Source organism: Acinetobacter sp. CIP A162 (assembly GCF_000367905.1).
GTDB classification, from domain to species: domain Bacteria; phylum Pseudomonadota; class Gammaproteobacteria; order Pseudomonadales; family Moraxellaceae; genus Acinetobacter; species Acinetobacter lwoffii.
On sequence record NZ_KB849159.1, the window covers coordinates 554,261 to 579,517 of the forward strand.

The following is a 25,257-nucleotide window of genomic DNA, read 5'->3' on the forward strand; positions in this document are numbered from 1 at the left end:
TTTTTTAATTTTTAGGCTAGGGCTTTATGCCAAATAAGCTTTGATCATTTTTACCAGACGTTCGATCAACTGGTCTGCCTGCTCCTGGGTAATATTCAGGGTAGGCAACAGACGAACGACATTGCCTGCAGTGACATTGATAATCATCTTGTATTCATTGCGTGCAATCGCAACCAGATCACCACATTCTTTTGGTAATTCAATCCCGATCATCAGACCGAAACCACGTACGATGACATTTTGATCTGCCAGTTTGTTGCGTAGCTGGTCAACGATATAAGCACCTTTTTCAGCCGCATTCGCGACGATATTTTCTTTTCGCATAATATCGAGAATGGTATAGACCACACGCGAACCCAGTGCTGTACCGCTATAGGTAGAACCGTGATTTCCAGCAGTTAATACACCGACGCCACGACCTTGGGTCATGACTGCACCAATCGGGAAGCCATTTCCTAAGCCTTTGGCTGTGGTCAGTACATCCGGAATAATATTGGTGTGCTGATAAGCAAAGTATTTACCGGTACGGCCATTACCAGTTTGCACTTCGTCCAGCATCATCAGCCAGTTATGCTGGTTGCAGATTTGGCGAATTTCTTCTAAATAGCTGAAACCTTGAGGTGCGGTATTGACACCGCCTTCACCCTGAATAGGCTCAACCAAAATCGCTACGATATCCGGGTGATTGATTGCCGCTTCTTCAATCGCTTCGATATCACCAAAAGGTACACGGACAAAACCTTCAACCAGTGGGCCAAAGCCTTCCTGCACTTTTTTATTGCCTGTAGCAGATAAGGTGGCCATGGTACGACCATGGAAAGACTGGTCGGCAACAATGATTTTAGGCGATGCAATGCCTTGCATATGACCAAATTTACGTGCAATTTTGATTGCACCTTCATTTGATTCTGCGCCACTGTTGGAGAAAAATACTTCTTCCATACCTGCAACTTCAGCCAGTTTCTGTGCGGCAGCGGTTTGCCAAGGCACTTCAAACAGGTTGCTGGTATGAATCAGGGTCGCTGCCTGTTCAGCAATCGCTTCGGCAATGACTGGATGCGCATGGCCCAAACCGCATACCGCAATTCCGGTTAATGCATCTAAATACTCTGTACCATCTTCGGTATAAAGATATGCACCTCGTCCTCGGACAAAGCTGATCGGTTGACGGCCAAAAACAGGCATCAAATGAGACGGTTGATCAGTTTGTACCGGTGCGAGGGTAATATTATTCATGACTAACTCTTAACTGTTAGGTGGAAAGAAAAACTTATATAAGCAAAAACCCGCTCAGATTTAAAGGGTAATTGTAAATAAAATTGGAATTATTGCTTTAGACATACTGTTTTGCCTGGATTTGGGTATAATGCGAGACAGATGAGTTGAGGATTTATCAATGACTGAACAAGCACGCGATACCGAAGCGTTAATTCGTGACCAAATTGCAAAACACGCAGTACTTCTTTACATGAAAGGCACACCGCAATTTCCACAATGTGGTTTTTCTGCACGTGCAGTAGAAGCACTCAGTCAAATTGGTCGTCCGTTTGCTTATGTAAACATTCTGGAAAACCAGGACATTCGCGCGATGTTACCACAAATCGCCAACTGGCCGACATTTCCACAGCTTTGGATCAATGGTGAGTTGATCGGTGGTAGTGATATCATGCTCGACATGTTCCAAAAAGGTGAATTAAAGCCTTTAGTTGAACAGTACAGCCCGGCAGCTGATGCTTAATTTTGTATTAAATTAAGTTCAGATGTGAAAAAGCGCTTCATTGAGAAGCGCTTTTTTTATCTCTATTTTATCTGGAGCAAGGTCAGAGTTAATCCTCTGTCGCTGCATCCGGCTTTTCAACTGTCGAAGCATCAGCTTCAACTTCAGTTTGTGGCTCGACGATTTGCTTCTTGTCTTTTTTTTTCTTCTTCTTTTTCTTTTTCTTCGGCACTTCGACCAGTTCGGCACCATCTTCAATCGCTTGCCAATAATCCAGCTGTGCCATTACTGCGGCATAGATTGAATTTTTGCTATAGCGACCTTTTTTATCCAAGGTGCCGACAGGACGTGCCATCAGGATTTCCAGCGCCTGATCAATGGTATCAATCGCGTGAATATGGAACTGACCTTCTTCCACAGCAATGGTGACATCTTTACGCAGCATCAGATGTTGCATATTTTGACGTGGGATAATTACACCTTGTTTTCCTGTCAGACCTTGTAACTTGCAAGCATCAAAAAAACCTTCAATTTTGGCATTCACACCACCTACCGGTTGTACTTGTCCCAGCTGGTTCATGGAACCGGTAATGGCCCAGGACTGATCAATCGGTAACTGGCTGATAGCAGATAACAGGGCAGAAAGCTCCGCGACTGTGGCGCTGTCACCATCGACCTGACCATAACTTTGTTCGAACGCTAGCGCAGCAGAGAAGTGCAAGGTCTGTTCACGGCCAAAATGTGCTTTCAGGAAAGACGACATCAGCAACACGCCCTTGGCATGCAAAGAGCCACCGAGTTCGACACTGCGTTCGATATCCAGAATATCACCGCCACCTTGGTAAACCGAAGCAGTCAGACGTGAAGGCAGACCAAACTCAACATCAGCATAGTGAATGACGGACAGGGCATTGATTTGGCCCAGACGATGACCACGGGTTTCGATCAGTTGGGTACCACGGGTCAGATCCTGCCAGTACAGTTCACGTAAATAGCCAAGACGATATTTACGGTGATCCAGTGCGGTATTGATATGTTTTTCTGAAACCATCTTGTCACCGGCCTGGAAGGCATGATGATGTGCTTCACGGATCAGATCGCCCAGCGTCAGGGCATGTAATGACAATGAACTTTGATCTTCGGCCTGACGACTGGAATCTGTGAGCAATGCCGCCAAAGCGGAACGGTCAAAAGGCAGTAATTTATCGGATTGCACATAGTCGGCAATCAGCTGCATATAAGCCTGCTCGTTATCGTCATTACGTTGTAATGTATCGGTAAAATCAGCACGGATTTTAAAGATGCTGCCCAGCTCTGGTTCAAGCTCTAAAATTTCAGGTGGTGTTTCAAAAAGTATGCTGGCATTAAACGAATCCATTATTGATATAAAAGAACACTAAATCAAAGGCTTTGAAATGATTTTCAAGCTTTTTGGAGAAGTTGCAGCTTCTCCTAAAGCCTCGCCTGATTCGATGCCGTAATCGACAATTATTGCCTTCTATACCCACAGTGAAAAATTTACCAATCAACTGTTTGCATTCTTTAAAGGTCGTAACAAAGCTATCCCAATGGTCACTTGATATACATGTATAGCTTACACCTAACTGCTTCAATTTTAATTTAAGTCGTTTTGCAGTGGCTAAATCTCGGTTACCCCATACATAAGCAACAATTTCACCTGTTTCTCGATGATAGGCATAAATTAGCCATTGTTTATTTTGCTTATGACCAACAAAAGTCCAAAACTCATCTACTTCAAGGGTTTCATAATGACTTTGCTGTGCTCGAAGTTGATATTTTGATTGGCTAAGTGTCCGTAGAACTTTACCGATACTTACTCTTTCAATTTCTGCTATATCCCTGACACCACTGCCTCGCACCATGAGGTGTAATATTTTGGTTTTGATACCTGAGTGACAGCCTTGATAACTGAGAGCATGATCACCAATAAATTGACGTCTGCATATTTTACATTGGTAATTTTGCTTACCATCTACTTTTGTGCCATTTTTCTTTATACTGTCACTTAGGCAGGCTGGACACTTGATTTCTAGAGTTATTCGCATTTCTCTATTTTATCAAAATCCAACCTGCTTTTTTTCAGCATACTTTTTGAAACACCACCAAATTTCATAATAGATCTCAGGCTCAGCCAGCAAGATCACCTTGATATTCAGAGGAATTGAAGCAGGTTCGATTGAAATGCTGCCGGTCAGCGTGATCATATGCTCGAGCGAGGAAAGTTTTAAATGCCCCGATTTAAGCGCGCGCTTCAAGCCTTGCCATGCATACGGCTGTTCCAGCAATTGTTCCGCTTCCAGCATCAGGAAGCCACCGTTAGCCTTGTGCAAGGTACCTGGACGAATCAAAGTAAAGTCCGTGGTAATCGTACCATTTTGGGTCAGTTGTTCCACATGCCCCAATAAATTGTAATGCGTTGGAAAATCTTCAAAGATTACCGGTGCGCCACTGTTCGGCTTATGGGTAATAATCACATTGGCCTGATAACGTGCTGGAACGCGACTGAACAGTGCCGGAGTGAAATCGTCTTCTTCCTGTTCCAGCACAATTTCGACATTGTTGATAATGTCTTCGGCATAATATTTCAGGTAATGTTCCAGACCTTCCACATGTTTGAATTTTGCCAGAATCTGTTCGACTCGCGGTAAGACCACCTGCTTGGCGATATCGCGGTTCAGGATCTGTACGCGATCACGTGCATCATCTTCCAGATCACCCAGGTGCAAACCCAGACGTTCCAGTTTCTTGTCCATATAGCGCATGTTGGACGCCAGTTCAGCACGATCTTTATTGCTTAAGGCATTCAGATCTTCCTGAGACATTTCCTGCAATTTGTCATCAATCAGATGCACAGGGACAAAACAGTGCTCATCATGTCGCGAGATCAGCTTCAGATCCAGTTCTGCGCCTTCTTTGGTCAGTTCGATGAGCGCCTGCTGCTGTTCATCACCGGTTTCCTGGCGAATCATTTCAATGCGGTTGTGATAGGTTTCTGCAGTAAAACGGCGCTCAAGCTGTTTTAGAATCGTTTGCCAGCTTTGATTCAACATGGCTTGGAATTTTGGACCTTGACCCGGGGGCAGTTCTAGCGCAATCGGCTGACGCTGGTTCTGAAAGTTATTGACGTACACCCAGTCATTCGGGGTTTCCATAGTTTTGGCGTGCTGTTGCAGCAAACGCTTCACCATGGTGCGTTTTCCGAGACCTGCGGTACCGACAGCAAAAATGTTATAGCCGGAATAAGGCAGGGCAATCCCGGCCTCAACTGAGGCGCGTGCGCGATCTTGGCCCAAAAAGTTATTCAGGGGCTTGATCCGTTTGGTTGACGCAGGAATTTTTTCTAAGTTTGGAATGTGCGTCAGCTGGGTGGATGTTAACCGGGTATGGTCCAGAGTATTTTTAATTTCGCTTTGTTCAAATGCAGAGATAAGTAAATCTGAGCGGATTTTTTGTGGAGTTGTGCTGGTGTTGCTGGCAATAGAAGAATTAATTTGATCGAGTCTCTGGGTCACTGTTGAAAATCCAAAACGAAATATTACGTTGATAGGAGTTAAGGTATACAGATTTACTTGAAAAATTCAAGCCAACATGTCGCTTTTGCCAGAAAATAAAAAACCGGAAATGTGATAAATATATAAATCTTGTTGAAAGATACGCTATTACAGGATTGAATAGCAGCAATTGGTTTTTCTGCGGAAAATAATAAAGCAATGACAACACAAACGACGGGTTGGAAATCCGCATTTACAGCATTTTTAGATCGACGTGCATTGATCATGCTGTTCTTGGGATTTTCGGCTGGTGTGCCGATTCTTCTGATTTTTTCCAGTCTGTCTTTATGGTTAGGTGAGGCCGGAATCAGCAAAAGTGCAGTAACTTTCTTTAGCTGGGCCGCATTGGGCTATTCGTTTAAATTCGTCTGGGCACCGCTCATTGATGAACTTCCTGTCCCTTTTCTGACCAAGGCTCTGGGACGTCGTCGTGCATGGTTGCTGATTGCGCAGATTCTGATTGTCTGTGCCATTTCCATTATGGCCTTTTCTGATCCGGCTTTGGGTGCCACACATTTACAGCAAATGGCGCTCGGTGCTGTCCTGCTTGGTTTCTCCGCAGCAACGCAGGATATTGTGATTGATGCCTACCGGATTGAGCTGGCGGAAACCCAGATGCAGACCGTATTGGCTTCCACCTATAATGCAGGTTACCGGATCGGGATGATTGTGGCCGGTGCTGGTGCCTTGTTTCTTGCGGCCTATTTGGGAACTGCGAAAGGCAACTATATCTATGATGCCTGGAAATGGACCTATCTGGCGATGGCTGCTGTCATGCTGGTCGGTATTATCACCACACTGTCCATTCGGGAGCCGCAGGTTAACCGGGTACGCAAACACTATGTGCGCAGTGATTATTTCCGTTTAGTTGCGGTGTTTTTTGTGGCGGTAATCAGTTTTGTTCTGAGCTATATCTATTCGGGCAATCTGGTGGCCAGCATCACCGAACAATTCGCTATTCAAGATACCTTTGCCTTGTTCTGTTTTGAAGCTTTGCGCTTTGTTGGCTCGGGTGCAGTGGCCTTTGCGATTGGTGCAGGCTTGGTAAAAATGGGTGCGGTTAACAAGCAGATGGCCTATGAAACCTGGGTCAATCCGGTTGCAGATTTCTTTAAGCGTTATGGCTTGAAACTGGCATTGGTGCTGTTATTGTTGATCGGTTTTTATCGGGTTTCCGATATTATTGCCGGCGTCATTTCCAATGTGTTCTATCAGGACCTGAATTTCAGTAAAGAACAGATTGCCGAGGCCGTTAAAGTCTATGGGGTGATTTTCTCTTTAGTCGGTGGTTTCCTTGGCGGGCTCTTGGCCCAGAAGATGAACATCATGAAACTGATGTTTGTCGGTGCCGTACTGGCCTGTTCTACCAACCTGATTTTTATCGGCCTAGTCAAGTCTGGTGAAAAACTGGCAGCTGTGGAAGTTAAAGCCGGTAATCAGGTTTATCAGGCAGAGACCGATGAAGTTGGTTACTGGAAGCTGGATATCCCAAGTGCAGTGCTGGCGCAGAGCAAACAGCTACAAGTATCGGCTGCTTATCTGGATGGAGATGTTACTGATCAGGCCCCGGTACAGGTCAATATGCCGTATTTGACCACAGAACAGGGTAGCACCCAGTTACAGATCTTGCCGATCACCAGTGACAATAGCCTCACTGTAGCTGAACAGGACAAGACCATTGTAGTGCGCAGCCAGTATGTCGGTGAAGCACTGCAAGAAAATCAAAAGATTGTTTTGCAAATCAATGATCAGAATATTGAGGCAAAACTGGAAAGTGAAGGCGTATTTACTGCCGCGATTCCTGCACAGCAACTGATTCAGTCACCTGCACATATTATCAGTGCAGTCTTGATGCAAGATGATCAGGCACTTCAGCAAACCACGCATGTTTATCAGGTCAATGATCAGTTGGCTAGTACCCAGAATCTGGATGTCGATATTCAGCCCTTGGCAGTGGTGGATGGCAACAGTTCAGATACAGTCGAAGTCAGTGGTAAGGTAATTAAACCTTATAGCGACAAGTGGCTTTATTTTGCTATTATTGTCGACAATCTGGCTGCTGGGCTGGCTGGTGCTGCGTTTATTGCATTCTTGTCGAGCTTGACCAGTGTGTCTTTTACCGCTGTTCAATATGCGATTTTTAGCTCACTCATGACTTTGACCCCTAAGATTTTAGGCGGATATTCGGGTACTATAGTCACCAATATCGGTTATCCGAATTTCTTCCTGATGACTACTCTAATCGGGATTCCGATCCTGATTCTGGTGGTTTGGGTCGCAAAACTGCTCGGTGAACACCAACAACAATCTGTACAGAAGGATGATTAATATGCGCATGCTGCATACCATGTTACGTGTAGGCAATTTAGAACAATCTCTCAAGTTCTATACTGAAGTACTTGGCATGACTTTGCTTCGTAAGCGTGATTACGAAGAAGGCCGTTTTACCCTGGCTTTTGTCGGTTATGGCGATGAAGAGAATCACACCGTACTGGAATTGACCCATAACTGGGATACAGACAGCTATGAACTGGGCAATGCTTATGGTCATATCGCGATTGCAGTTGATGATGCTTACAAGGCTTGCGAAGAGATTAAAGCGCGTGGCGGTAATGTGGTGCGTGAAGCCGGCCCAATGAAAGGTGGCGTGACTGTAATTGCATTTGTAGAAGATCCAGATGGCTACAAGATCGAGCTGATCCAGCAAGACAACAATGCACGTAATAACTAAGTGTGATGTAGCGAGATATATGAAATGCATTCATGTATAGATGAAAATATTACATCAATCTGAGTGCATAGCATGGGCCCGGCATCTGTTAAGATAGCCGGGCATTTTTATATCAAACAATAAAATCTGAGGGATTATAGAGATATGCTTAAGTTCTTGGCATTGGATCGGTTTACGATACTGTTGTTTGTGATGGTTTTGCTGGCCAGTGTGTTGCCAGTTTCGGGGAAGGCGGCTGAAGTCTTTGGCTGGGTGACGACAGGAGCGATCGCCATCCTGTTTTTCCTGCACGGCGCCAAACTGTCTCGTGAAGCTGTGGTGCAAGGCATTATGCACTGGAAATTGCATACTTTAGTTTTTGCGCTAACTTTTGCCCTGTTTCCGATTCTCGGGCTTTTGGCCAAGCCGATTTTATTACCCATGCTCGGACAGGAACTATATTGGGGTTTCCTGTTTATGTGTTTCCTGCCATCCACCGTGCAGTCCTCGATCGCCTTTACTTCAGTGGCTCATGGCAATGTCGCCGGGGCGGTATGTAGTGCCTCTTTTTCCAATCTGATCGGTATGTTTATTACCCCATTATTGGTGGCATTTTTTATTCTCGGTCAATCTGATCATGGTTTTGATCCGACTTCTTCGATTATCCAGATTACACTGCTGCTCTTGGTACCGTTTATTTTAGGACAGATTCTGCGTCCATGGATCTATCCGCAAATGATGAAAATGCCAAAAATCGTCAAGGTCTTCGATCAAGGCTCGATTTTACTGGTGGTGTATGGCGCTTTTAGTAGCGCCGTAGTGGCTGGTCTGTGGAATGAAGTGAGCCTGAGTACCTTGTTGCTGCTATTGCTGGCTTGCTCGGTGTTACTCACCATTGTGATGTTATTATCACTTTATATTCCACGCTGGCTGGGCTTCAGCCGCGCTGACCAGAAAACGGCATTCTTTTGTGGTTCTAAAAAAACCCTGGCCAGTGGAGTACCGATGGCGCAAATTTTATTTATTGGCCAGCCGCTGGGCATGATTGTCCTGCCGATCATGATTTTCCATCAGATTCAGTTGATGGTCTGCGGGATTATTGCCAATCTGTGGGCCAAAGAGGCTGGATCAGAAGCTGAAGAATAATTCGCATATTGAATTCGTTTCACGTATAATGACGCCCACTTGTTGTGCTTAGCTCTGACGGTATCCGTCTCGGTGGGCCAAAAGAATGGTCTGTTGTGGTGTTGATCTGCATGAACGATGTTCCTGCTTCCTCATTTGAGAGTGATCAATAGCGATGACAGCTAAACCTTCTTGAATCTAATGGAGTAATCGACGATGCGCGCCGATATTCACCCAAAATATGAAACTTTAGTTGCTACTTGTTCATGTGGTAACGTAATCGAAACTCGTTCAGCTCTTGGTAAAGAAACTCTTTATCTAGACGTATGTTCAGCTTGCCACCCATTCTACACTGGTAAGCAAAAGAACGTTGACACTGGCGGTCGTATCGACAAGTTCAAACAACGTTTTGCTGGTATGTCACGTTCTGTTAAACGTTAATACCCAAAATGAAAAAACGGGCTTTAAGCCCGTTTTTTTTGTGCCTGCAATTTAAAAAATTATCATTCGATTTCCTAAATGCGCAGGCTTGTACAAGATCTTAGTGATCTTGTACATCAATCAAATGATCGAGTTTTTTCTGGAAATAATTCCCCTGAATAAAGCGGGCATCCACGTTCCAGGCATTCGCGAACAGTGTCATATCATTTAATTCACGAATCAGAATGTTGAGTGGCTTGATTTCATTATAGCTGGTAATTTTTTCCTGTAGTTGCTCAATCTCGGTATCTTTATTGAGCATATTGGTTAAGTTTGAATGTAAGCTGACACCATCCAGTTCAAGTTCGCGCAGTAAATTTTGACTGTACATGGATTGACCAAAATCACGCAGTGCAATCAGTGCGCCATGTTCATACAGCACGCGTAGATATTTTTGTGCATCTTGTTGATTCAGTAAAATATCTTCTTCTGAGAATTGCAAGATTAGCGGATGCTTCACTTTACTGCGAATAATCGTAATCAGCTTGGAAATAAATTCCGGGAAGGTGCGGTCTTTAAATAGTACGGCACGGTTCAAATTGACAATTAAGCTTGCATCAGGATACTGGGTAATAAAGTTGTGTAGCTGTTTACTGGCTTCAACCAGAATCCAGCGATCCAGTTTAATGGACAGTTCATCATCTTCATGAAGTTCTAAAAGGCTAGAAATATCCTGCCATTTATTCTCAAAAATAAAGCCACTGGTCACTTCATAGGTATATAAACGCGTATCTTCTTTATCATAGAGTTGTTGATATTTTAAATGGATCTCCCCACGTTCCAGACATTCACTTAAGGCTTTCAAAATAGAAGGTGTAGCGCTAGGAATAGACGTGACTGCTGGACTGACGGCTGCCAATGTTGGGCTGGCAACTGGTGTTTCAGCAACACTGAAATCTATACTTGGCATTTCTACCGCAACCGGACTGCTCAGTGACGCAGGAATATCAAGTTTAAATTCAGGTACAGCTTCTGCTTGAGGTAAAGATGTCGAGAATGCTTGTCCAATCAGCGTATTGCATTGCATTTCATCTTGCAAACCCTGTTCAAGCATGACATAGCCCAAGCGCAAATTTAGAGGGAATGACTTTGGTCCCACTGTAATGAGTTGCGGTTTGCTTAAGGCATTTAAACTGATCAGTTTGGATTCAAGAATTGCTTTAGAGTCTGCCTGAAACAGACCGACAACGACATCATATTCCAGTTTAAACAGGGGAATATGGGTCTGTTCCTTGAGGAATTCTTTGACTGCATCAAAGTACCCATTAAAAGTGGCCCAGTCAGATTGTAGAACTTCCGGGTCATATGCACTTAAAGAGAAAGTGACTAAGGCATTCACCGGTGCAGACTGCTTGTTCAGTTCACGTTTAAGTGACTGAAAAACACTTGGTTTTCCAGGAGTTTTCTCGGAAAAAACCGTTTGAGATTGAGTATCAATGCTAATTTGTACCGCATCTTCTTCAGCCGTTGAAGGCAAGAATTCCAGTTTTAATGGATTAGATGCGGACACATGCGGATTCAGAGACTGGATCTCGACCCGACCTAAATCAAATTGACCCTGAGAAATCTTTTTGAAACGCGTTTTAAAATCATTCAAATCTGAAGGCTGGAGCAGATCCAGAAGCGGTAGGCCAATAATCTCATCTTCATTTTGCAAGCCAAACAGTTTCAGGTAGTCCGCATTGGCCTGAATATGAATCCCTTCCTGAATGGTGGCAACAGCACGGTTGCTGTCGTCTACTAAAGATTGTGCCTGAATTTGTGCTGTTTCCAGCTCAGTCATTAAATGTTGCTGAGACTGTGACAAACGGCTAAATGACAATGCTCGGACCAGTCCCACATAAAAGCGTTCCAGGTAGTCAAAATTGAGAATGTCATATACCCCTTTACGGATATATTGCGCATATTGTTCAGCCTGGTAATCATCCGGTTTAAGCAAAATCATCGGCAGATTAGGTTGCTGCGAAAGGCGCACCAAACTTAAGGCCTGTTCATATTTCAGGTCGTAGGCACGTCCAAAAATAATCAGATCCCAGTTGAAATTTAATTGTTTTTCAAAAGATTGCAGATCATCCAGCAGGACAGCATCCACCTGATAATCATGACTGGTCAGCAGATCACGGATTTGGTTATATCTAATTTGATTATCATCAATAATCAGTAAACGTGTTTCAGTACGTTTTAACTTTTTAGACAATAATGGATTTCTCACTTCAATGCTTCCCATAAATCATGATTTCTGCTTTCATTCATGTGCTGATCGATAAAGTTTTCGATCATCTCTTCTTCCTGATCATTGAGTAATTCATAATCAAAACGGATGAAACTCTGCGTAATCAGTTGTGCTTTGGTCAGATAGATTTTGATTTCTTCCTGACCGAGACGTAAATGAATGGTTTGTTTTTCCCTAAACATCTGTGAACCAGAGACAATCAAGCTGGTCGAGACCTGATCCAGTTGCGTCATTTTCACCAACAGGGCAGGCTGATAGTTGACATGATGACGTTCGGTACGGGTATAAGCTGCACAAGGAAAGAGCTCTTGTGCCAAAATTTCCAGCCCGATTTCCAGGCTCTTATCCGTTGACTGCTTGATCCAGCGAATCACACCGCCACGCCACTGACTCTGGGTTTTTTCCTGAACCAGAATGAATTCACCGGTTTTCAGGTTAGCCGGGGTAATACCAGTCCATTTAATCCGGTAACCATTGACACTGATATCCAGAACTTCAGCGCTATGGATCTGTTTGGTTTCTCGATCGAGCGCCTTGATGCTGCTAAAACTACTTGGAATGGCGTTTTCCATCGAGCTGACAAAACTGCTTTCGCTCTGGAAATTATAATTGGCCTCGAGTTCCAGAGTTTCGTTGAAGTTTTTACCTTTAGACAGGTAAAAATGCGCCACGCTTAAGCCAAAGCAGATATTGATCTGTGCTGAATATTCATAACGTTCATGACGACGCTCGACATTGTTCGAGAGCAGATTGTAGATATGAAAATGCAGTGCAGGGGTCAGGAACAGTTTTTCATTCCGCGACAGATACTGGGCATTTTTACTTTGAGTACCCGTTAAATGATCCATCAGATTCTGTGTGGAAATATAGAAGCTCGGCTGAAACTGTGGCTCTTGATGGGAATTAAAGATCGGCGGATGATCTTTGCTGGCATCGACCACATAACGGGACAGCGTGGTTTCCTTCGGCAGGATCTGTACCAGTTTGGCCCAGTCAAAACTGCATAGATACAGGCCCTGAATTTCTGCAGGCCGGATCTGATGAGTATTGAAGATATCCAGTAAAATCAGCTGTGCATAGGCATGTGCAATGTTCTGGATCTCATGCTGGGTACCTAATACCTGATTGATATTGCTTTGATAGAAATTATTGTCTATTGCACATTCAAGCAGTTGATGGGCAGCCAGCCATTGTCCCAGACCTGGCGTGCTATACAGCATATGCTGTTGATATAAAAGAAGTGTGAGTTGTTGCAGGGCATAATAAATCGATACCATCCGGGCAGTTTGAATGCTCTTCTTTTTGCCTAGAGAAAATAGCGAAAACTTCTGATGGGTCAGCTGATGATTACAGCGTTTGACGATATCGATATAAATTTTGGCAAAATGACTGCGCAGCAGCATAGCCAGCTCAATAATCTGGTCATTCCGGTCGGAAGTGATCAGGCCCTGATTGACGAAATGCTTTTCCAGACTGGTCAGGACATTTTCAAGGGTGGGATGCAAGACCTGAATCAGGTCAAAGCGCAGGGTTTCTGTACATTTCAGCTCAGAAACTTCCAATAAGGCATTAAACAGGGATTTGGATGAATTCCCTAGTTGTAGAATCGAAATCCCCGCACCCCATTCCTGCAAAGCCTTGGCAGTGGTTGGACAAAAGCTCAACTGCTCTCGTTTAAGTTCCGTCGGTGTCTGAAAAATGTCTGAAGTATGCGTGCTCATCTTTATTATTTAACTCAAAAATGTTGAAACCCCAAAAAGCGGTGTCTTATTCTTCTCGCCCGCTATTTCTCGAACCAGTTTAGGAACCAAATACCCCGGCAGGTTCGCTAAAACTTCTGTATAAATCTCATTAATATGGTCAGGCGCTAAATCAAAATGATGCGCACCTTTTACTTTATCAAGTACATGTAAATAATAAGGCATGACCCCGGCATCAAACAAGCGATAGCTTAAATCTACTAAAACCTGAGCAGAATCATTCACCCCGTTTAATAAAACCGCCTGATTCAGAACGGTGATCTGCTGTTGAACCAGTTGGTTTAAACGCTTGCAAGTGAAGTCATCCAGCTCCGATGCATGGTTTGAGTGTACCACCAGAATAATACGTAGCCTACTGTTTTTTAACATGCTAAGTAGCTCTTCGTCGACTCGGTTGGGGATCACAATAGGAACTCGTGAATGTATTCTTAAGAATTTGAGATGTGGTACTGATTCTAATCGTTCAATCCAGGTTTTTAATTTCCGGTTCGATAAGGTTAGTGGATCACCGCCACTCAGAATCACTTCATTAATATCAGGCTGGCTTTCCAGATATTGCTTGATATTTATCCAGTCTTCATTTTTAGGCAGATTTTCCTGATAGGGGAAATGCCGGCGGAAACAATAACGGCAATGTACAGCACAGGCACCAGTCAGTGTCAGCAAGAAACGGGATTTATATTTGTGCAGTACGCCGGGTTGCTGATTGGCCTGTTCTTCGCCCAAGGGGTCGGTAACAAATCCTGGATGTTCTTCCAGTTCCAAGTGATGGGGTAGCACTTGTAAAAGCAATGGGTCTAAAGGGTTTCCGACCTGCATTTTGCCGACAAAAGCACGCGGCACACGCAACTTAAACTGTTCAGAAGCTAAAATGGCACCTGAGAGCAGTTGCTCTGGTGCAAGTTGCAGTACTTCAAGCAGTTCGCGGGGATCAGTGATCAGGTCGCTGAGCTGTGATTGCCAGTTTTGTTCTTGATATAAATAGTTCGTCATGCCGGAAGATTAACAATAATAAGTGAGAGGACAAAGCCTGATGGGCGCAGTTTAACAGTTTGTGCCGAAGCGCAATAATCCACTGCGCTGTAAAATAAAGAGCGATTCAGCTATGCTGATCTTGGTGCTCGCCTGATGGTATTTTAACGTTGAGCAAGACATGAATAAACAAAGGATTTTCATGTCTGATTGTAACTTAAACAGCCTGAGTGGGTGAAAGCGGATTTTTTCATTGCGGCAAAGTGTATTGCTCATTTAGAATACGCAACATCAAATGAATGTGCATGTGGCAACTCAATGTTCGTGTCAGACTTGCTAAATGACATCGCAACAGCCCATAGCATCAATAGATTAAAGTTAGTAAGTTTGGAGTGCGCCAGTCATGGCCTATTATTCTACGAATGATTTCAAGTCAGGCCTTAAGGTTATGCTTGATGGCAACCCATGTTCAATCATGGAAAACGAATACGTAAAACCAGGTAAAGGCCAAGCTTTTAACCGCGTAAAATTACGTAACCTTAAATCAGGTAAAGTTCTGGAAAAAACTTTCAAATCAGGCGAGAACCTAGAAGCGGCTGATATCGTTGAAGTAGAAATGGAATACTTGTACAACGATGGCGAAATGTGGAACTTCATGGATCCTGTTACCTTTGAACAGATCGCAGCTGATAAAACAGCAATGAGCGATGCTGCAAAATGGTTAAAAGACGATTCAAATGAAAAATGTACCATCATGTTGTTCAATGGCGTGCCTTTAAACGTGACTCCACCGAACTTCGTCGTACTTAAAATCGTTGAAACTGATCCAGGTGTTCGTGGTGATACTTCTGGCGGTGGCGGTAAGCCAGCGAAACTTGAAACAGGTGCTGTAGTACGTGTTCCATTATTCGTACAGCAAGAAGAAAGCGTTCGTGTAGATACCCGTACTGGTGACTATTTAGAACGTGCATAATGGTTTGAAAATAGACTATTATCGAGAGGGATGATTTAAATCATCCCTTTTTTTATGCCAAAGTCGTAGAGGAAAAGCAAAAGAACAGGCGTAAAGTCGCAAGGGAAAACAGCAGTACCTCGAACAACAACAATCACGCTGATTTGTATGCATCACAATATGAGGGATTGAATGGAAACTTTACAAAAGAAGTCGACGCTGACTTCGAAAATGATTTGGCTTTTGGTAGCCATTGTGGGTGCAGTCTCTTTCGGAGTTCTGGCACTGAGTCGGGGTGAGCATGTCAATGCAGTCTGGCTGGTACTTGCCGCCGCCTGTGTCTATAGCATTGCTTACCGTTTCTACAGTTTATTTATTGCCACCAAAGTATTTGAGCTGAATGAACGCCGTTTAACGCCTGCGCATCGTCTGGCCGATGGTCTGGACTATGTGCCGACCAATAAAAGCGTTCTATTTGGCCATCACTTTGCAGCGATTGCCGGTGCAGGTCCTTTAGTCGGTCCGATCCTGGCAGCGCAGATGGGCTATTTACCTGGGACGATCTGGCTACTGGTCGGTGTGGTGCTGGCAGGTGCGGTACAAGACTTCCTGGTACTGTTTATTTCCACCCGTCGTGACGGTCGATCACTTGGTGAGATGGCTAAGCAGGAACTCGGAACCTTTGCCGGTATTATCGTGATGCTCGGTGCCTTGGGCGTGATGATCATCATTCTGGCAGTATTGGCGCTAGTCGTTGTTAAAGCACTGACTAACAGTCCATGGGGTGTATTCAGTATTGCAGCCACCATTCCGATTGCGATCTTTATGGGCATCTACATGCGTTTTATCCGCCCGGGTAAAATTGCTGAAGTCTCGATTATTGGTTTTGTCTTGATGATGCTGGGCATTATCTACGGTGAAAACATCGCACAACATCCATATTGGGGGCCATTCTTTACACTTTCTGGCACTGAACTGACTTGGGCGCTGATCATTTATGGCTTCATTGCGTCGGTATTGCCAGTCTGGCTATTGCTTGCTCCACGTGATTATCTGTCGACCTTCCTGAAAATTGGCGTGATTGCAGGTTTGGCCGTGGGTATCCTGTTTGCCATGCCTGAAATGAAACTGCCAGCGATTACCAAATTCATTGATGGGACTGGTCCTGTATTCGCAGGTTCTATGTTCCCATTCCTGTTCATTACTATTGCGTGTGGTGCGATTTCCGGTTTCCATGCCTTGGTATCTTCGGGGACGACACCGAAACTGGTCAACAATGAACGCGATATCCGCATGATCGGTTACGGCGGTATGTTGATGGAATCTTTTGTGGCGATCATGGCCTTGATCTGTGCTGCAATTCTGGATCCAGGAATTTACTTTGCCATTAACTCACCAGCCGCATTACTCGGTACTACAGCCGAAAGTGCAGCAGAAGCAGTACGAACCCTTGGTTTTGTGGTAACGCCTGAAGCCTTGACCTTACTGGCACAAGAAGTCGGTGAAAACTCGATTTTGTCACGTACTGGTGGTGCGCCTACCTTTGCAATTGGTATGGCACATATCATCACTGAAATTTTCAACAGTCGTGAAATGATGGCATTCTGGTATCACTTTGCGATTCTGTTTGAAGCATTGTTTATCCTGACTGCTGTAGATGCTGGTACCCGTGCCTGTCGTTTCATGGTGCAGGATACCGTGGGTATCGTGATTCCTGCGGTGAAACAGTCGCATAACTTCTTCGGAAACCTATTGGGTACTGCGGTTGCAGTGGCAGGCTGGGGCTTCTTTGTGTATCAGGGCGTAGTCGATCCACTGGGCGGGATTAACAGCTTATGGCCACTGTTTGGTATTGGTAACCAGATTCTGGCTGCGATGGCACTCATTCTTGGTACCGTCATTCTGTTCAAGATGAAAAAACAGAAATATGTCTGGGTAACAATTATCCCAACAGTATTCCTGTTCATTACTTCCATGACAGCAGGCTGGCAGAAGATTTTCCATGAAAATCCAAAGATTGGTTTCCTTGCTCAAGCTGACCGTTTCAACACGGCAATTGCCAATAATGAAATCCTGGCGCCAGCGAAAACTATGGCTGAAATGCAGACGGTAGCGATGTCGAACCAGATCAATGCTGCACTTTGTGCTTTCTTCATGATTGTGGCTTTTGTGATGTTGTTCGCTGCGATTGGTGTGATTCGCCGTGCCTTGGCAAGTCCGGTACCGACCGTGCATGAGGCAGAAGCGATTTATCGTGATCCAGAAGAGATTCAGCCAGCGAAAGGTCATTAAGGAGAATATTATGAATCTGAAGTTTGCCAAAAGCGGGAAAACGATGATTTATAAAATCATCAAAATGACCGTGATGTCGCAGAAGGATTTGATCCTGAACCCGAAAAACTGGTCACGGATTGCAACCCTGTGGCAACGTTTGCAGCAAAGTTTCCGTTTGATGGTCGGTGTGCCAGATTATCAGACCTATGTGGAGCATATGCGCAAGCATCACCCGGATCTGGAACCCATGGATCCTAAGACTTTCTATCGCCATTGTGTAGATTCGCGTTATCCATCCGCGGGTAGTGGTATGAAGAAATGTCCATGTTAATGGTTAAGTAACAGCAAGCGCCTTTCGGGGGCGCTTTTTTTCTCTAAAAGAATAGGCCATCTAATAACCCTGATTGCATGAGTTGAGCTATTTCCAAAAAAAATTATAAAAATCGAAAAAATGATCTGGGTTTATATACCTTTTAAGTATGAATTTTTATTTATAAGTCTTTTCAAGAGACGGCAAAGTCCTATAAGTATTTTGATATTTGATTCAAAAACATCTTTTTCTGTAGCGGTCATTTTTATTTTCTAGATCTCATTTCTGTGTGTTCTATCTATTCCGGTATTTTCTAGTGAGTGTATTTATTCAGTTACACAGACAGATGATTGATCTTTTGGGAAAATTTAAATTTCAGTGTATGTTAATCTTAGGCCATGTTTTATTAAGGAAATTATTGTGATCTGGGGCATGAAACAAAAGGAAAATAACGACATTGCACACATCAATACTGTGCTTGAACAAAAAATTGCAAGTTATGCACCCAAGATCCAGCGTTTTTTTGAAGAAGTTAATGCCATTGTGTTGGATAAGCAGGCCCAGACCACACTGGCACTCTGTTGTTTGATTGCAGGCGGACATGTCTTATTTGAAGATTTACCCGGATTGGGTAAAACTACATTAGCCAGCAGTCTGGCACATCTGGCTGGGTTAAAGTTCCAGCGGATCCAATTTACCAATGACATGCTGGCCAGTGATGTCATCGGTATTAACATGTTTAACCAGAAAGAACATCAGTTCGAGTTTAAACAAGGCCCGATTTTTACTCAGATTTTACTGGCAGATGAAATCAACCGTTGTAGTCCCAAAACCCAAAGTGCCTTACTCGAAGCCATGGAAGAAGGCTATGCCACCATTGATGGCGTACGCTATGCCTTACCGAAACCTTTCTGGGTGATTGCGACACAAAACCCGCTATTCCAAAGTGGTACTTACGCTTTGCCGGAATCCCAGCTAGACCGTTTCCTGATGCGTTTATCTTTGGGGTATCCATCACGCCATGCAGAAAAACTGTTATTACAGCAGGAATCCCGTTTTGCCCTGATTGCAAGTCTGGCGCATATTTTTACCGAAGATGAAATTCTGGATCTGCAAAGTCTGACGCATCAGATATTTATCAGTGAAGCGATTCAGGAATATTTGCTTGATCTAGCAGAAGAAACCCGTAAAAGCCGTCATGGACTTTCTACGCGTGGCCTTCTGGCCTTGAAGCGCGCAGCACAAGCGTATGCTTTGATTCAGCAACGTGCTTTTGTCACACCAGATGATGTGCAGGCTGTATTTGTCGCGGTGACTTCGCATCGTCTGGGTTTAAGTGAAGCTGAAACGTTTAATGTGATGCAACAGGTTGCGGTCAGCTAAAGGAGTCCTCTCTTGGATAAAACCTGGCAAAAATGGCTGGCCAAGCGCTTTCAATTCTCACAGCAGAAACAGCTCTCGCAGAAAGATGTCTTGGTATTTATTTATCAGCAGGGCTATCTGTATCTGGTGTTGATCTTCATCACCTTTGTGGCCGGGGTGAACTATGCCAATAACCTGATTTTAGGTTTCTGCTTTTTAATCAGTGCGGTGCTGTGTATCAGTTTTTATCTGACTTTTAAGCAATTGCATGACCTGAAAATTGAATTGATCGCAGATGATGTGGGGCAGGTCGGTCATAGCGTGAATCTGCATCTTTATTTTCAACAGCAGCAGCTTCGCCCCCGCTATTTGTATATCAAAGCAGGGAATCAGCTAGCGAAAGTTTATCTGAATGCACAAAAACAGCAATTTATTCTGCCATTTTATGCAGAGCAACGTGGCAAGTTTGATTATCCGGTGATTCAGATTTATTCGGTTTATCCCTTTGGGTTAGTTCGAGCCTGGACCTATCTTTATCATCAGCATTCGGCCTGGGTCGCGCCTAAAGCTGAAGTTTTTAGCACAGAAAATAAATATCACTTTAACCGTTTTGAACCGGATATGGATGAGTTTCGTGAATTGCGCAATTACCAGTCAGGCGATTCCTTGCAGGCGGTGTCCTGGAAGCAGTTTGCGCGTGGACAAGGCTTGTATGTCAAAGTCTTTGAGCAATATCAGGATGAACACAGTATCGAGATTCATTATGCACATATGCCGAGTCAGTCACATGAAGAAAAACTTGAATTTGTGATGGGTCTGGTCGAGCAATGCGAGCAGCAGCAATGTGCGTATAGTCTGCATTTGCCACAGGCCGAATTGCCTCAGGGTGCAGGTGAAGAACAACTGCGGAAAGCCAAACAATTGTTGGCGCAGGCCTAAGGCGGGTAAATTCATGATCAATGCAAAAATCCGTACCTCGATTGTGTTGACTTTGGGCCTGATTCTCATCGCCCAGATGGCATTTATTCCGGTTCTACTCAGTATTATTTTTGCGATTAGTATTGTATGTATCTGGATTTTCCTGAAACGTCAGCAGCCATTTCCCAAAACGGGCACTTTTCTACTGACGGCTTTGGCACTCGGCAGTATTTATTTGAGCCATCATAGTTTTATTGGTGTTGAGGCTGGGGTAGCAGTTTTATCTACTTTTTTATTTGCTAAATCACTGGAAAGTAAAAATAAACGTGACCTGATTATTCTGTTTAATTTTGCCCTGTTTGTTGCTGCCAGCTCATTCCTATATAGCCAATCTTTTGGGATGGCGATTGTGATCGTGCTGTGTTTAATCAGCTGTCTGATTGGTTTGTACCGGATTCAGACTAGCGATTTTGAGCAGGAGCAGATCACTCAGCGCGCAGCATTGCAACAGGATGCCAAACATGTGGGCAAGTTTATCTTGTACGCTGTTCCATTTTTTATCTTGCTGTTTATTTTCTTTCCGCGCTTGCCACCACTTTGGCATATTCCCATTCCTGAAAATAAGGGTGTGACCGGCATTGGCGATAGTATGTCACCTGGGGATATTGCTGAATTATCCCAATCCAGTGCCCTTGCTTTCCGGATTATTGGTGATATCAGCAAGCTTCCGCCACGCTCAGAACTCTATTGGCGAGCGTTGGTGCTAGATGAATATGATGGGCAACGCTGGACCAGCAGTTTCGTCAATCAGCAGCCTTTAATGCGACAACCGATGGATACTTCACCCGTACCTACAGGCTGGAACTACCAATATCTGGCTGCGGATCCTTCGGTGTTCTGGATCATGGGGTTGGAAAAATCGATACCTGTGGAACGCCGTTATTATAACCGTCAGGATTGGAGCATTGTGCCGAGACGGCTCACGCAACGTGTTGAACCGATTTCGTTACAGTGGGTCGGGACAGCATATGATCCTCAGGCTTTGCCAACGCAATATATCGAAAGAACGAATACTCAGGTGCAGCGCCGACTTGACCCGAGAGCGCAACAATTAGCACAACGTCTATATGCGCAAAGTGCGGAAGATCCTCGGCGTTATGTGCAGCAAGTCTTGAATTGGTATCAGCAGAATAACTTTATTTATACCCTGAAGCCGGGCCAACTGGGGCAAAACCGGATTGATGAATTCCTGTTTAATTCCCGGCAAGGTTTTTGTGAACACTATGCCTCGAGTTTCGTGATGTTGATGCGTTATGTCGGGATTCCTGCACGGGTCGTCACCGGCTATCAGGGTGGGGAGTTGGCACCAGATCGCATGAGCTGGGAAGTCCGACAAATGGATGCTCATGCCTGGACAGAAGTCTGGATTGACCAGAGATGGCAACGCTTTGATCCAACCGCGATGATCGCTCCACAGCGTATAGATGATGGCATGCAAAATCTGCTTTCTCAGGATGCATGGGTATCGGCAAATCAGTCGACCTGGAACTCGCAGCATAATCTATGGGTCACCAAACTACGCGTTTGGAGCGATTATGCCAGCTACCAATGGCAAAGTAAGGTGGTGGGTTATAATGCAGAATCACAACAGAGCTGGTTATCAAAATTAGGACTCGGTTCAGTTTATTCGAGTGTCATAATTTTGCTGGGCAATATTGTGCTACTGATTTTGGCCTATGTCTTCAGAATTTATCTGAAAGCCCGACAGGCTCAATCTCCATTAGATCGCGCTATTCAGCAGCTGAATCAATCTTTAGCTGACGATCTCAAAAAACAGTCTGCTGAAACTTTTCATCACTGGATGCAGCGTTTATCTCAACAGGTTCAGATTGAAAACCAGACTGCCTTTATTCAAGCTATACAGGTTTTTGAAAAAAATCTTTATTCGGGAACCCCAATAACTGAACAAGAATTGAAAAAATTCAAGGATTTGCTTAAAACTTGCGCGGACGTTTTAAAAACTAAATGAAAAGGCTTGTTTTCGGTCGGAAAAATTTATAATATGCCAAGCATTCTAGGTGTATAGCTCAGTTGGTTAGAGCGCTACGTTGACATCGTAGAGGTCAGCAGTTCGAGTCTGCTTATACCTACCAAGATTCTAAACGTTATGTTATAAGGGTTTTAAGCGAAAACAGTAGCTTAAAGCCTTTTTTTAATGCCTTGAGTAAAGTGAGCCGTTATCCGCACTATCTGCAAAACCCGTATTTTATGCAGTTATTGCCGTTAAATTTACGTCAAGTTTACGTCAAGAATTTTGGAAATTACGTCATGAAATTACCCAAGCCCAGAAAGCGCGGTTCGGCCTACTACATTGAACTAATGATCAATGGAAAACGTTCTTCAGCAACTCGTGATACCGCAAAAGAATGTGAGCAAGGGGTAGCTCAAAAGATGCTTGAAGCGAAGGTCAATCAGATGGCGGAAGACTTGAGCATAAAACAGTACTATCCCTTCAAAACACTTTTTCATAAATACTATGATAAGCATGGCCGTAAACTTCGCGGATCCAAATACGTCAAAGAACAATTAGCGCCGTTTGATGAAAAGTTTGGTGCACTGGCAGATATGTCTATTCATGACATTTAGCTTAAATATTTCAGCTCAAAGTTCCGCAAATTAATAAATTGATTGAAGTGCTGCACTTGCGTTGTACTCGGCTGGAATAGGCTGATCAGCTACAGGCAGATTCGCAGTGTAGGTTCAGTCAATTTTTTATCACGCACAGCGCTTGCTTCATGCTAGATGACATCTTCTAGGGTTTGCGCATCGTAAGATGTTGCTGATGCTGATATGCCTTAAAGAAGAAGGGTAAGAGCAGATAGATCTGTATAAATGTTTGGGCCTGCAGCATTTCGGCTTGTATGACTTTTTTACGTTGGTCACTACGGCGCTCGCTGGCGAACTTAAGGTTTTTTGGCATGGACTTTTATTATTTTTATAATCAGTCTTCATGATAAAAGTAAATTGTTGATCCTAACCGTTTGATCAAAAACCTGGGAATAAACTGCAGGATTTTTGTTGGAAAAGTCGCAATTTTGATAGGGCTAAGTGCAGAATTAAAACGGATTAAAGCTCTTAATGATATGAAAAATAATAGTTTTTATTTCAAAAAAATCTCTAGGGTTTTCGGTTGTATTGAATTATTTCAATAGTACATCTTCAGATTGTAGATAAGGCCTTACCAGATACAAAGACTGCATCGGGTAAGTAGTTTAATTAATGGCTACTCGATTTGACCATAACTTTATTCTGATACATCTTTGCATCTGCTTCTTTGATAGCTTCAGCTAACCCAAAGGTTGGATTACGCATTGCAAAGCCAATTGCAGCACTAATTCCAACTTTTGTAAAAGTATTTTGAATTCTTGATGCAAGCTTCTTCGCATGCTCTAAGTTAGTTTCAATGGTCATCACAGCAAACTCATCACCTCCTAAGCGAGCGATAATATCATTACTACGTACCGTGTTTTTGAGAGCTAAAGCCATTCTTTGAATGAGCTCATCACCTGCAGCATGACCCAGAGTATCATTTGTGATCTTAAGATCATTAAGGTCTATCATAAGAATAGCAGTAGGGTGACCATAACGCTTACAGCGCTCTTCCTCTTTGATAATAAGCTCATCCCAAGCACGACGGTTGAAAAGTCCAGTCATTGGGTCGGACATTGCTTCTATTTCAAAACGCTCAGCTTTACGTATGTACTCAGCAGCTTTCATATCAGCTTGAATCGTATAACTGAGTACCTTTGCTATCAACTCGAATAATGGAGCATCTTCAACAAGAATTTTAGGTTGAGGTTCGGGATCAATTGCACATAGAGTGCCAAAAAGAGAGCCATCTTCTTTATACAGAGGTTGGCCGATATAGGCTTTAATTGAGACTAGGTGATTTATAGGTGCATCTGCGTAAACTTGAATATCAGGTGAATAGGGAGCAATACGAGGCATATTACTTTGTACCATGTGTGAGCAGAATGAGTCTGCCCAATGAAATACTTGTCCGGGCTTAACGTTATAGCCATTATCTTCACTCAATAATACAATCCAGTCGTCACCCTCAGTACGAGTAATCATCCACAATTTGAAGCCAAAGCGTTGAGATAAGAATTTTAAAATGGCTTGGCCAGCTTCTTCAAAGTTATTAAAGTTAATATTATTCATGAAGTGAACCTACTGCAACAGTAAGAATATATATGCGAAATACCCAATATATGAGTAATTCTTATAAACGGGAGCCTAAAATAGGTATTATATAGAAATGTGTGAAATTTATACTAAAAATAATACTTAAAGAAATTTATTTTTATAATGAAATTTAAAATTAGCCTGCGGTTAGAAATACCAAGATGTAATTTTCTTATTACTTATGAAAAAATGCAATCACTGCCATTATAGCTGCGATATTCATAAGTATTAGAAATATATAAAAAGTCATAATGAATCGAAGCTACCAAAAAATTTTCAAAATTATAGTTCTAAAGAAGCATTTTAAATGTATCTTAATTATTAACAACGAAAGGAAATTGTAAAGTCGAAAGGAAAAGTGTCTAACCCTTTATATTATAATAATATTTATATTAATTTAGTGATTTATCCAAATCATTCAACAGTTTATCTTCATTGTACGCATTGGGGGGGACAATCTTATAAGAGCTGGTATATAGTTTCCTTTAAATTTTTTGGGATAAGCTTCACATATAAGAAAAAATATAAAGTTTATTGTTATTTAACTTTGAATTATATAGAGAATCTTATAAAAGAGAACTCGTACATATCGGATTGTTTAATATGAACTTAGAAAAATAAGTGATT

Annotated in this window: 18 protein-coding genes, 1 tRNA gene and 2 pseudogenes; 13 read left to right on the plus strand and 8 right to left on the minus strand. The window is 43.3% G+C overall.

Features of this window, described 5'->3' with window-relative positions:
• Positions 1-24: 24 nt before the first annotated feature.
• Positions 25-1,236: an aspartate aminotransferase family protein gene (locus F995_RS09030; RefSeq protein WP_004646541.1), complete on the minus strand. Its 1,212-nt coding sequence runs from the start codon at positions 1,234-1,236 to the stop codon at positions 25-27.
• Between the two features lie 160 nt (positions 1,237-1,396).
• On the opposite strand from F995_RS09030, the gene grxD reads away from it, so the two are divergent.
• On the plus strand, positions 1,397-1,738 hold the full coding sequence (gene grxD, locus F995_RS09035) for a Grx4 family monothiol glutaredoxin (RefSeq protein ID WP_004279738.1): 342 nt from the start codon (positions 1,397-1,399) through the stop codon (positions 1,736-1,738).
• An 88-nt stretch (positions 1,739-1,826) separates the two neighbouring features.
• Here the strand turns inward: grxD and F995_RS09040 are convergent.
• The 3 genes and pseudogenes from F995_RS09040 to F995_RS09050 form a co-directional block, all read right to left on the minus strand.
• A pseudogene (locus F995_RS09040) lies at positions 1,827-3,053 on the minus strand (Lon-insertion domain-containing protein); the annotation flags it as partial.
• A 28-nt stretch (positions 3,054-3,081) separates the two neighbouring features.
• Positions 3,082-3,783: an IS1 family transposase gene (locus F995_RS09045; protein WP_004282341.1), complete on the minus strand. Its 702-nt coding sequence runs from the start codon at positions 3,781-3,783 to the stop codon at positions 3,082-3,084.
• Positions 3,784-3,843: 60 nt separating this feature from the next.
• Positions 3,844-5,250 (minus strand): annotated as a pseudogene (locus F995_RS09050) (AAA family ATPase); the annotation flags it as partial.
• A 198-nt stretch (positions 5,251-5,448) separates the two neighbouring features.
• Here F995_RS09050 and F995_RS09055 point away from each other — a divergent pair.
• The 4 genes from F995_RS09055 to rpmE all read left to right on the plus strand — a co-directional run bounded on the left by F995_RS09055 (position 5,449) and on the right by rpmE (position 9,565).
• Positions 5,449-7,617, plus strand: a complete 2,169-nt coding sequence (locus F995_RS09055) for an AmpG family muropeptide MFS transporter (RefSeq protein WP_004646544.1) — start codon at positions 5,449-5,451, stop codon at positions 7,615-7,617.
• 1 nt (position 7,618) lies between these two features.
• Positions 7,619-8,020 (plus strand): lactoylglutathione lyase, encoded by a 402-nt coding sequence (gene gloA / locus F995_RS09060; protein WP_004279741.1) that lies wholly within the window; start codon positions 7,619-7,621, stop codon positions 8,018-8,020.
• 144 nt (positions 8,021-8,164) lie between these two features.
• Positions 8,165-9,145 carry a bile acid:sodium symporter family protein gene (locus tag F995_RS09065; protein ID WP_004646546.1) on the plus strand — a complete coding sequence of 327 codons (981 nt, stop codon included), beginning with the start codon at positions 8,165-8,167 and terminating at the stop codon, positions 9,143-9,145.
• Positions 9,146-9,340: 195 nt separating this feature from the next.
• Positions 9,341-9,565 (plus strand): 50S ribosomal protein L31, encoded by a 225-nt coding sequence (gene rpmE, locus F995_RS16340; protein ID WP_004279743.1) that lies wholly within the window; start codon positions 9,341-9,343, stop codon positions 9,563-9,565.
• 100 nt (positions 9,566-9,665) lie between these two features.
• Here rpmE and F995_RS09070 read toward each other — a convergent pair whose 3' ends face one another.
• Genes F995_RS09070 through epmB form a run of 3 tightly spaced genes read right to left on the minus strand, consistent with a single transcriptional unit; the run spans position 9,666 to position 14,590 of the window.
• Positions 9,666-11,831 carry an EAL domain-containing protein gene (locus F995_RS09070; protein ID WP_004646547.1) on the minus strand — a complete coding sequence of 722 codons (2,166 nt, stop codon included), beginning with the start codon at positions 11,829-11,831 and terminating at the stop codon, positions 9,666-9,668.
• Entirely contained in the window at positions 11,813-13,558 is a 1,746-nt protein-coding gene (locus F995_RS09075; RefSeq protein ID WP_004646548.1) for a hypothetical protein, read from the minus strand. The genes F995_RS09070 and F995_RS09075 overlap by 19 nt, the downstream gene beginning before the upstream one ends.
• A 9-nt stretch (positions 13,559-13,567) precedes the next feature.
• Positions 13,568-14,590 (minus strand): EF-P beta-lysylation protein EpmB, encoded by a 1,023-nt coding sequence (gene epmB / locus F995_RS09080; protein ID WP_004279746.1) that lies wholly within the window; start codon positions 14,588-14,590, stop codon positions 13,568-13,570.
• 382 nt (positions 14,591-14,972) lie between these two features.
• Here epmB and efp point away from each other — a divergent pair, with 382 nt between their 5' ends.
• From efp to F995_RS09120, 8 genes are all read left to right on the plus strand, one after another.
• Positions 14,973-15,542, plus strand: coding sequence for an elongation factor P (gene efp, locus F995_RS09085; RefSeq protein ID WP_004279747.1), 570 nt, complete (start codon positions 14,973-14,975; stop codon positions 15,540-15,542).
• Between the two features lie 171 nt (positions 15,543-15,713).
• Positions 15,714-17,813: a carbon starvation CstA family protein gene (locus F995_RS09090; protein ID WP_004646549.1), complete on the plus strand. Its 2,100-nt coding sequence runs from the start codon at positions 15,714-15,716 to the stop codon at positions 17,811-17,813.
• Positions 17,814-17,820: 7 nt separating this feature from the next.
• On the plus strand, positions 17,821-18,126 hold the full coding sequence (locus tag F995_RS09095; RefSeq protein WP_171057013.1) for a YbdD/YjiX family protein: 306 nt from the start codon (positions 17,821-17,823) through the stop codon (positions 18,124-18,126).
• 399 nt (positions 18,127-18,525) lie between these two features.
• Positions 18,526-19,488, plus strand: a complete 963-nt coding sequence (locus F995_RS09100) for an AAA family ATPase (RefSeq protein ID WP_004646552.1) — start codon at positions 18,526-18,528, stop codon at positions 19,486-19,488.
• Between the two features lie 12 nt (positions 19,489-19,500).
• Complete coding sequence (locus F995_RS09105) at positions 19,501-20,406, plus strand: DUF58 domain-containing protein (protein ID WP_004646553.1); 906 nt, start codon at positions 19,501-19,503, stop codon at positions 20,404-20,406.
• 13 nt (positions 20,407-20,419) lie between these two features.
• Entirely contained in the window at positions 20,420-22,414 is a 1,995-nt protein-coding gene (locus F995_RS09110; RefSeq protein ID WP_004646554.1) for a transglutaminase TgpA family protein, read from the plus strand.
• Between the two features lie 47 nt (positions 22,415-22,461).
• Positions 22,462-22,538, plus strand: a tRNA-Val gene (locus tag F995_RS09115).
• A gap of 76 nt (positions 22,539-22,614) precedes the next feature.
• Positions 22,615-23,031, plus strand: a complete 417-nt coding sequence (locus F995_RS09120) for a hypothetical protein (RefSeq protein WP_228127478.1) — start codon at positions 22,615-22,617, stop codon at positions 23,029-23,031.
• 630 nt (positions 23,032-23,661) lie between these two features.
• Here F995_RS09120 and F995_RS09125 read toward each other — a convergent pair.
• A complete protein-coding gene (locus F995_RS09125; RefSeq protein WP_004646556.1) occupies positions 23,662-24,606 on the minus strand; it encodes a sensor domain-containing diguanylate cyclase in 945 nt (314 codons plus the stop codon).
• Between the last annotated feature and the right edge of the window lie 651 nt (positions 24,607-25,257).